The 8,629-nt window shown below is 39.0% G+C and carries 9 protein-coding genes; 6 read left to right on the top strand and 3 right to left on the bottom strand.

Going from position 1 to position 8,629, the window contains the following annotated elements; genetic code table 11:
* Positions 1-356: 356 nt before the first annotated feature.
* Entirely contained in the window at positions 357-926 is a 570-nt protein-coding gene (locus HLH14_RS12710) for a peptidylprolyl isomerase (RefSeq protein WP_171533189.1), read from the bottom strand.
* 102 nt (positions 927-1,028) lie between these two features.
* Here HLH14_RS12710 and HLH14_RS12705 point away from each other — a divergent pair, with 102 nt between their 5' ends.
* Positions 1,029-1,697, top strand: a complete 669-nt coding sequence (locus tag HLH14_RS12705; protein WP_171533188.1) for an acetoacetate decarboxylase family protein — start codon at positions 1,029-1,031, stop codon at positions 1,695-1,697.
* A gap of 60 nt (positions 1,698-1,757) precedes the next feature.
* Here the strand turns inward: HLH14_RS12705 and HLH14_RS12700 are convergent, their stop codons facing one another.
* The gene (locus tag HLH14_RS12700; RefSeq protein ID WP_171533187.1) at positions 1,758-2,828 is read right to left on the bottom strand and encodes an alpha/beta hydrolase; all 1,071 of its coding nucleotides are present in this window, start codon (positions 2,826-2,828) and stop codon (positions 1,758-1,760) included.
* Positions 2,829-3,030: 202 nt separating this feature from the next.
* On the opposite strand from HLH14_RS12700, the gene HLH14_RS12695 reads away from it, so the two are divergent.
* Positions 3,031-3,555, top strand: coding sequence for a hypothetical protein (locus tag HLH14_RS12695; RefSeq protein ID WP_171533186.1), 525 nt, complete (start codon positions 3,031-3,033; stop codon positions 3,553-3,555).
* Between the two features lie 242 nt (positions 3,556-3,797).
* Here HLH14_RS12695 and HLH14_RS12690 read toward each other — a convergent pair whose 3' ends face one another.
* Positions 3,798-4,010, bottom strand: coding sequence for a hypothetical protein (locus HLH14_RS12690; protein WP_171533185.1), 213 nt, complete (start codon positions 4,008-4,010; stop codon positions 3,798-3,800).
* A gap of 295 nt (positions 4,011-4,305) precedes the next feature.
* Between HLH14_RS12690 and grpE the strand changes: the two genes are divergently transcribed.
* The 4 genes from grpE to HLH14_RS12670 all read left to right on the top strand — a co-directional run bounded on the left by grpE (position 4,306) and on the right by HLH14_RS12670 (position 8,459).
* Positions 4,306-4,854, top strand: coding sequence for a nucleotide exchange factor GrpE (grpE, locus tag HLH14_RS12685; protein WP_086194721.1), 549 nt, complete (start codon positions 4,306-4,308; stop codon positions 4,852-4,854).
* 122 nt (positions 4,855-4,976) lie between these two features.
* The gene (gene dnaK / locus HLH14_RS12680; protein WP_171533184.1) at positions 4,977-6,920 is read left to right on the top strand and encodes a molecular chaperone DnaK; all 1,944 of its coding nucleotides are present in this window, start codon (positions 4,977-4,979) and stop codon (positions 6,918-6,920) included.
* Positions 6,921-7,049: 129 nt separating this feature from the next.
* Complete coding sequence (locus HLH14_RS12675) at positions 7,050-7,961, top strand: matrixin family metalloprotease (RefSeq protein WP_171533183.1); 912 nt, start codon at positions 7,050-7,052, stop codon at positions 7,959-7,961.
* Between the two features lie 120 nt (positions 7,962-8,081).
* The gene (locus HLH14_RS12670; protein WP_131271949.1) at positions 8,082-8,459 is read left to right on the top strand and encodes a hypothetical protein; all 378 of its coding nucleotides are present in this window, start codon (positions 8,082-8,084) and stop codon (positions 8,457-8,459) included.
* The last annotated feature ends 170 nt before the right edge of the window (positions 8,460-8,629 follow it).

Raw genomic sequence — 8,629 nt, 5'->3', positions numbered from 1 at the left:
ACTTCGAGTAATTTCTACCATCAATCAATGAAAATAATTTCGATCGATCAACCGGTAAAAATCCACACAAGTTGTTCTTCATAATCTCTTAATGATCTATCTCGCTCTTCGTCAGAGACAAGAAACAACAAGGCAATCTCAACAACTCAACGCTTCGCGCTTCGTTCGTTTCAACATATCTCGTTGGTATGCGCCCATTATAGGGCAATTTCCTACACGCGCAAGTGCTTTTAACCGCTTGCTTTATCGAGTGTGTTTTTTTTATGCACCAATTTGGGTCATTTTTACACAAAACAAATCTAAGGTGTTGTTTTAAAGCAAAAATATTAATTTAGATATTTCTGCTTTAATTTGTATTAGTTTTTCTCGGGTGCTGCTTTAACAGTCACACTGACGATTTTCACTGCTTGCTTTGGTACATTTTGATGCATTCCAACATTTGCAGTCGGAACTTTCGTGATTTTATCGACCACATCCATTCCTTTAATGACTTTACCAAACACGGCATAACCCGCATTCATCTGGCTTTTATTTAGAAAGTCGTTATCTACTGTATTAATAAAGAATTGGCTGCTTGCTGAATTAGGGTTGTTGGTACGCGCCATCGCTAAAGTGCCACGGGTATTTTTCAAACCATTATATGATTCATTTTGAATTGGAGCTTTGGTTTGTTTCTCCACCATGTTGGCATCCATTCCTCCACCCTGAATCATAAAGCCCGGAATCACGCGATGAAAAATGGTGCCGTTATAAAAGTTATCCTTTATATAGCCTTCAAAATTTTTCGCTGAAATAGGTGCTTTATCATTAAAGAGCTCTATTTCAATATTTCCCATGGATGTTTTCATTTCTACAATCGAGTTTGCAGCGATCGCTTGCAAACTAATAAAGGCAGCACTAATAGCGAATAGGGTTTGTTTTAACATTTCTTTACTCTTCTACTTCAAGTTGTAATTGTCAATGTCTATATATTAATCGTTCACTATAAATAAAACAGCATCTCTTTTTGAGATAAAACGAGAATGACAATGAGTGAAGAATTAACCCCTACAACTTTTCATCACCATCCACCTTGGAATTTACTGGGTGATGCCTTTATTTTGAATTATTGGTTAACGCCAAACTTTATTAAATCTAATCAAGCTTTCCACCTTGCTCCCTCTCCAATTGGACGAGTGATACAGGTTATATTGGTTCGCTATCATGAATCCCCTGTGGGTCCCTATGATGAGCTTCTGATTTTAGATCATCCTTTAATGAGTAAAAGACGTTTATCTTCGATTCCTAAAATTTATGTATCCACGGAAACTTCTGTTGTTCATGGTCAACATTTTTGGGGAATTCCAAAACAACTCGCTCAATTCGAATGGTTGATGAAAGACGATGTGGTGTATTGCAACGTTTTATTTGAACAGCAAGAAATGAGCTTGTGTTTACAGAAGTACAAACATAGTCAGGCTTTCTATATTAATAGCCATCATTTACCCGCACGACTGCTCAACATTCATCAGACCCGGCAAGGTTTGAATTATCAATTCATTCCTCAATTTCGTGGCAAGCTATGTAAACTTAAACAAGTCTCTTGGAAAAATACGCTGGATGTCTTTCCAGATTTTTCTCAAGCCAAGTATTTGCAGAGTTTTTATGTTCCCGAATTTAGACTCACACTACCTACAGCCAAGATTGAGAAAAAATAAAAAAGTGTTTCACGTGAAACACCTTCTAATATAGACAGTCGAATTTATTAAAAAAAAAGCTTAAGCGTGTTTATCCCAAAACTTTCTATAGTTCTTACTGATTTCAATCACGTAATTTTTAGCCCGATAAGAAATTGGGGTTAGGTTTACAAAACCATGGGCTTGATCACCATACTCCTGATAATGCACTTTCACACCACGATGGCGTAACTTGTAGGCATAGATTTCACCTTCATCATGCAATACATCATGACCTGCTGTAATCACAAATGCAGGAGCTAATTTGTCATGTTTGCCATAGGTCGGTGAAATAATCGGATCATCCAATTCGACTTGATGAGTTTCTGCATAATAGTGCGTCACAAAATCGACATCCGTCCCTGTTAGAACCAGCCCTTCTTTATAAGCATGGAACGATGGATGACGGCTTTTAAAATCTACCGCAGGATAGAGCAGCAATTGCGCTTGCGGTGCATGAACTTTATTGGCACTACGCTGAGCAACGACTGCACTAATATTGCCGCCTGCACTATCCCCTGCCACCGAAATTCTGTTTTTTAAAATTTTAAGCTGTTTTCTGTTTTGATATACCCATGCCAATGCATCTTCACAGGTTTGGATCAGTTTTGTCGGGCTGGCTTCAGGTGCTAAGGGATAGTCAATACTCAGCACCTGAACCTTCGCATAGACCGCAAGTAAACGACAAACCTCATCATGAGAGTCCAGACTCCCCACCACAAAACCACCGCCATGATAAAACACCACCATGGGAAGTTTTTTACTCGGTTCAGGATGATAATGTCGCGCGAAGATGGCGCCACTATGTAAAGGGAGTCGTAAATCTTCAACACGCTTTACTGGGGTGGGTTTGCTTTTAATCGACTGCATTTGTAAATCAAAGGTTTTACGCGCGTGGATAACATCTTCACCGACGAAACCACTATTCCCTTGTCTTAACTGTGCCGCCATCATGCATTGAATTAAAGGATCAAGTTCAGGATATTCGTGGGGATATCTTAAAATTTTAACTAAAGATTTTTGTGCAAAACTCGGCAATCGATCCAAAGTGCGTGCTGCCGTGCCTTGCCCTTTTTCTATCATCGTCTGTAGCGTTCGATTAAAAGCACCCATAATGTAGCTTCCCTTTATTATATTCTTCACATTTTCTACATGATCAGCCGATAAGTGACCATAATCTTATATAAGTCTAATCATCTGTATACACAGTAAAAACATTCATACGCTAATCTTCTTTTTATACCTTGTCATTGACAATTGCCATGTATATTTTGGAGTGTTTTTGCTACTCCTTAAAAGAAGAAGGATGCAAGCTATGACTAAAAAACTGATTATACTCTCTTTAGCGACCACATTTTTAGCCGTAGGTTGTGTGGCATTTCCAGAAGATGGCGGTTATTACGATGGAGGTTATAATGATCGCTATGACCGGCGTTATGATCGGGATTATGACGATCGATATGACCGAGAGCGGGAACGTCAACGTTGGGAATATCAACAGCGTCAAAACCGCTTGGAATTGGAACGTAAAAAACGTGAGCTTGAACGTCGTCAGTGGGAACAGAATCGGCAAAAACAATCTGATTGGGAGCGTAAAAAACGTGAACAACAGCATCAATTAGAACAGCGTAAGAGAGCTGCCGAACAAAATAGAAATAACCAATCCAATTGGGATCGCAAAAAGCGTGAACTTGAACGCCAACGCTCAGAACAACAGCGTAAAAAAGTGGATGTACAACATCGTCAAAAAACGCAACAGCAAGGTAAATACCAAGAAAGACGTTGGGATGATCATCGTCGCGATACTGATAAGCGAATTGGTGATCGTCGCGATAATTAAAATCCTGTTATCGGCTCAATGCCCTTTGCCACACAGGGCATTTTTTTATTTTATAAAAACCATCATAATCAAAATTGAATGCTGTAACAGTTTAACCGTTATTCAATACCCAGACGATAACTCGCTAAACAGATAGATAAGATCAGTTATTAATGATGGCTTGCTTTATTTTAGGCAAAAAAAAAGCTTACCCAGAGGTTGGGTAAGCTTAGAAAACAGATTTCAAAAATACCAAGAAGAAACTACAGCGATAGAATCTGGGTGAAATAATAATCAGCCTGTGCTTTTTTGTAAAATAGATAATTTATTTCATAATGATCGTTTTTAAGTCTAAGTTGAATATTACCCATCATAATATGAACCGTCTTTGTATTTTCTTTCTCTTTTCCTATCTCATTCCTAACGCCCATCTTCCATACAAACTGAGGTAGAGCAACAAAACTTGATTGTTCCATTAACTGATCATCAAGCGCTGACAATAAGCTGCTTTGTTGTTTTATCCCCTAGCTCAATTTTGAGCATAAAGAACCTTATAATTTTTGCCTGAATGTTGGAAAAACCAGGTTTTTTGATAATTTTAATCAAATTAAACAGATTTAATTGATTGTGTCGCTTGAATTTTTATCGCCTGCCCCGACCTTTGTATTAATCATGAATTTTATCACTCATGGCAGTTCAGGATTAACCCAGTTAGCACTGAAGCCAAAAGGACTGTACATGTTTAAGAACCCATTTAAACGGAGTAAATCTATGGCGGCTGAGCAAAACGAACAAGCTCAAGATCTAGGGCAAGAGCAAGCTGATCAACAAACAGCACAAACTCAAGCTGAAACGGAGCAAGCTGAAGTTTCAGTTGAAGATTTACAAGCCCAGATCACTAATCTGGAAGAAAGTTTAAAACTTGAAAAAGCACGTACAGCCAATGCGGTATATGAAGCGCAAAAAAGCGTAGAACGCATTCAACGTGATGCTGAAAAGCATAAAGAAACGGTGATTGAAAAATTCGCCAAGGAATTACTCGACACCGTCGATAATTTAGAACGCGCCATTCAAGCTGCGGGTGATACTGAATCTCCATTACTTGAAGGTGTGCAACTTACTTTGAAATCACTGCTCACCACACTAGAAAAATTCGGTGTAGTCGAAGTGAATATGAACAACGGTTTCAATGCAGACTTGCATCAAGCAGTGGGTATCGCACCTGATGCTAAAGCAGGTGAAATTGGCACTGTATTACAAAAAGGTTATACCTTGTCAAACCGTTTACTTCGTCCAGCAATGGTCTTGGTCGGTCAATAAGGTAAAGAAATTCGAGAGTTTTTCACTTTTTTTAATGAAATAAACTTGAAAAATTTTGAATGGCTCTCATATCGGATAACAAGCAAAAGCATTGCAAAAAATAATTTTGAGGAAGCATCCAAATGGCTAAAATCATTGGTATTGATTTAGGTACTACAAACTCTTGCGTAGCAGTACTTGAAGGTGACAAAGTTAAAGTTATCGACAACGCTGAAGGCACTCGTACAACTCCATCTATTATTGCGTACAAAGATGGCGAAATTTTGGTGGGTCAATCTGCTAAACGTCAAGCAGTAACCAATCCTAAAAACACATTATTCGCGATCAAACGTTTGATCGGTCGTAAGTACCAAGACCAAGCAGTTCAAAAAGATATCGGTCTTGTACCTTACAAAATCATTCAAGCAGACAATGGCGATGCTTGGGTTGATGTAAACGACAAAAAATTGGCACCACAACAAGTTTCTGCTGAAATCTTGAAAAAGATGAAAAAAACTGCAGAAGATTATTTGGGTGAGACTGTTACAGAAGCGGTGATTACTGTTCCTGCTTACTTCAATGATGCACAACGTCAAGCAACTAAAGATGCAGGTCGAATTGCAGGTCTTGATGTTAAACGTATCATCAACGAACCAACTGCTGCGGCGCTTGCGTTCGGTATGGACAAAAAAGAAGGCGACCGTAAAATCGCGGTTTACGACTTGGGTGGTGGTACTTTCGATGTATCCATCATTGAAATCGCTGACCTTGATGGCGACCAACAAATCGAAGTATTGTCGACTAACGGTGATACCTTCCTGGGTGGTGAAGACTTCGATAACTCTTTAATTGAATACTTGGTTGAAGAGTTCAAGAAAGAACAAGGCTTTAACTTAAAACAAGATCCACTTGCGTTACAACGTTTGAAAGAAGCTGCTGAAAAAGCGAAGATCGAACTTTCATCTTCAACTGCAACTGAAATCAACCTACCGTACATCACTGCTGATGCGACTGGTCCTAAACACTTAGTGATCAACGTAACACGTTCGAAACTTGAAGGTTTGGTTGCGGAACTTGTTGCTCGTACCATTGAGCCTTGCCGTATTGCGCTTAAAGATGCTGGTCTTTCGACTTCAGACATCTCTGACGTAATCTTGGTAGGTGGTCAATCACGTATGCCAATGGTTCAACAAAAAGTTCAAGAATTCTTCGGCAAAGAGCCACGTAAAGACGTGAACCCTGACGAAGCGGTTGCAATGGGTGCTGCGATTCAAGGTGCTGTACTTTCAGGTGACAAAACTGACGTATTGCTTCTAGACGTAACTCCGTTGACTCTTGGTATTGAGACTATGGGCGGTGTGTTAACTGCAATCATCGAGAAAAACACCACGATTCCTGCGAAGAAATCTCAAGTGTTCTCAACCGCTGCTGACAACCAGCCTGCTGTAGACATTTCTGTGTTCCAAGGTGAACGTAAAATGGCGCAGCAAAACAAATTGTTGGGTAACTTCCAATTAGGCGACATTCCACCTGCTCCACGTGGTGTGCCACAAATTGAAGTATCGTTCGACATCAACGCTGATGGTATCTTGAAAGTGTCTGCGAAAGACAAGAGCACTGGTAAAGAACAATCAATTCAAATTAAAGCAAACTCAGGTTTGAGCGATGCTGAAATTGAAGCGATGATTAAAGATGCTGAAGCGAATGCTGAAGAAGATCGCAAATTCGAAGAACTTGCTAAAGCACGTAACGAAGCAGATGCACTTGTTTCTAGCGCGCAAAAAGCAGTTAAAGATCTTGGCGAACAAGTGACTGCAGATGAAAAAACTGCAATCGAAACTGCGGTTTCTGAGCTTGAAGCTTCAACCAAAGAAAATAATGTTGAAGAAATCAAAGCGAAAACTGAAGCGCTTCAAAACATCATCATGCCAATTAGCCAACGTGCTTATGAAGCGGCTCAAGGCGCTCAAGGTGGTGCTGAAGGTTTTGACCCGAATGCTTTCCAAGGTGATGCAGGTCAATCTCAAAAAGCGAACGACGGCGTTGTAGATGCTGAGTTCACTGAAGTTAAAGATGACAAAAAATAATTTGTCGCTTTAATCTAACTCGAAAGAGTTAAAAAAACCGCGTGAAAGCGCGGTTTTTTATGTTTAAAAAGATAGGATTAGATTAAACTTTCAGCTACATTAATTTAAAAATAATGATTTTAAAATGCTATGCGTGCTCTCTTCTTTGCCATCGGGGCTTTATTGTTCATTTGGTTATTCTTTCCATCGCAACAGGATAATAAGCGAGAACATCGCACGGTCACAGATAAAATACTTCATCCTTTTGATTCAAGTGTGCGATTTCGCTTGGGCGATGTCGATCCACGATTTGGTATGAGCCAAGCAGAACTGATTCAGCTCTGTAAAGATGCCATCGGTATTTGGCAGCAAGGCTCAGAAAAACCTCTTTTGGTTTATGATCCAAAGGCAAAATTAACGGTCAATTTGATCTATGACCAACGCCAAGCAGACCATAAAGCACACAAAACCAGCCAACAACTTCTGGAGGCGGCTCAAAATGTGAATCAACGGATTTCAGAGAATTTAGACAATCGCTATAGCTACCTAGAACAACGTCATCAACAACTGCAAGCCCAGCGAGATCAATTATCCAAGGACGTTGAACAACTCAATCAACAACGCATGAGTTGGATGGGTATTGAAAATGAAAATGGTCCAAATCGACAACGCATCGAACAACAATATCAGCAATTGAAAGCCCAAGCACAACAATTAGACCATGACATTGCTGAGCTTAAAGATCAAAATAATCAATACAATCAACAAGTCGAGCAGCATAATCAAAATATTGATTCTTACAATATCAATGTGAATCATCTCAATCAACGCTTCCCGGCACGCGAATTTCACAAAGGCATATACAATGGAAAGCGCATTGAAATTTATCAATTTGATACGATGGATGATTTACGTCTAACCATTGCACATGAGTTAGGACATGCTTTAGGCTTAGAACACAATCAAGATCCTCAGGCGCTGATGTACCCGCTCATGAAAGATCAGCAGCTGCAAAACTTCAGATTATCGGCAGCGGATTTAGCCTTATTGCAGGAACGTTAAGCCACGACCGAGATACAATGCAAAAATCCCTTACTTTTTATAAGTCTATGCATGGCAATAGAACGGAAATCAAGCTCATTTCATGTTATTGTAATGGGAAGAAATGACAACATAAAATCTCTGGAGACGCGTGTGAGTTACTACCATATTCTGATTGAAATGAATGATCACATTAGTACAATTGAGCAAACACGTGAGATTGAAATCTTTGATATTATTGAGATTCAGCCTTATCTGCATTCTATTTTATTGCCATTTTTAAACGAACAACTGATTGAGCTGGAAGATGAAAATATTGAGTTTAAAGATATTCTTCATTTAGAAATAAAACAGACTTTATTACCCATTCAGCATTTGATTGAAGAAGAACAACGCTTACTTCCAAGTGATACAGATGTAACCATTACAGCGCATGAAATTTTTAACAATCGTGATTTAAGCCAAGATGTGACAACTGTTATTTTTGATATTTTAGAAGCCGCTAAATTAGAACCATAATTTTTAATGATGTTCTCACACAATCATAAATTCTATTTTTCATAAAAAAGCCCTCCAAATTAATCTGCACCCCGAAAGTTGGACACTCTTAGTCTAATTTGAAGGGTGCTTTTTAATGGCTAAATATTCTCAAGAATTTAAATTAAAAGTTGTGGAGCATTACTTGTCTG

Source organism: Acinetobacter terrae (assembly GCF_013004375.1).
GTDB classification, from domain to species: Bacteria; Pseudomonadota; Gammaproteobacteria; order Pseudomonadales; family Moraxellaceae; genus Acinetobacter; species Acinetobacter terrae.
This window is presented reverse-complemented; position numbering and strand designations above follow the sequence as displayed.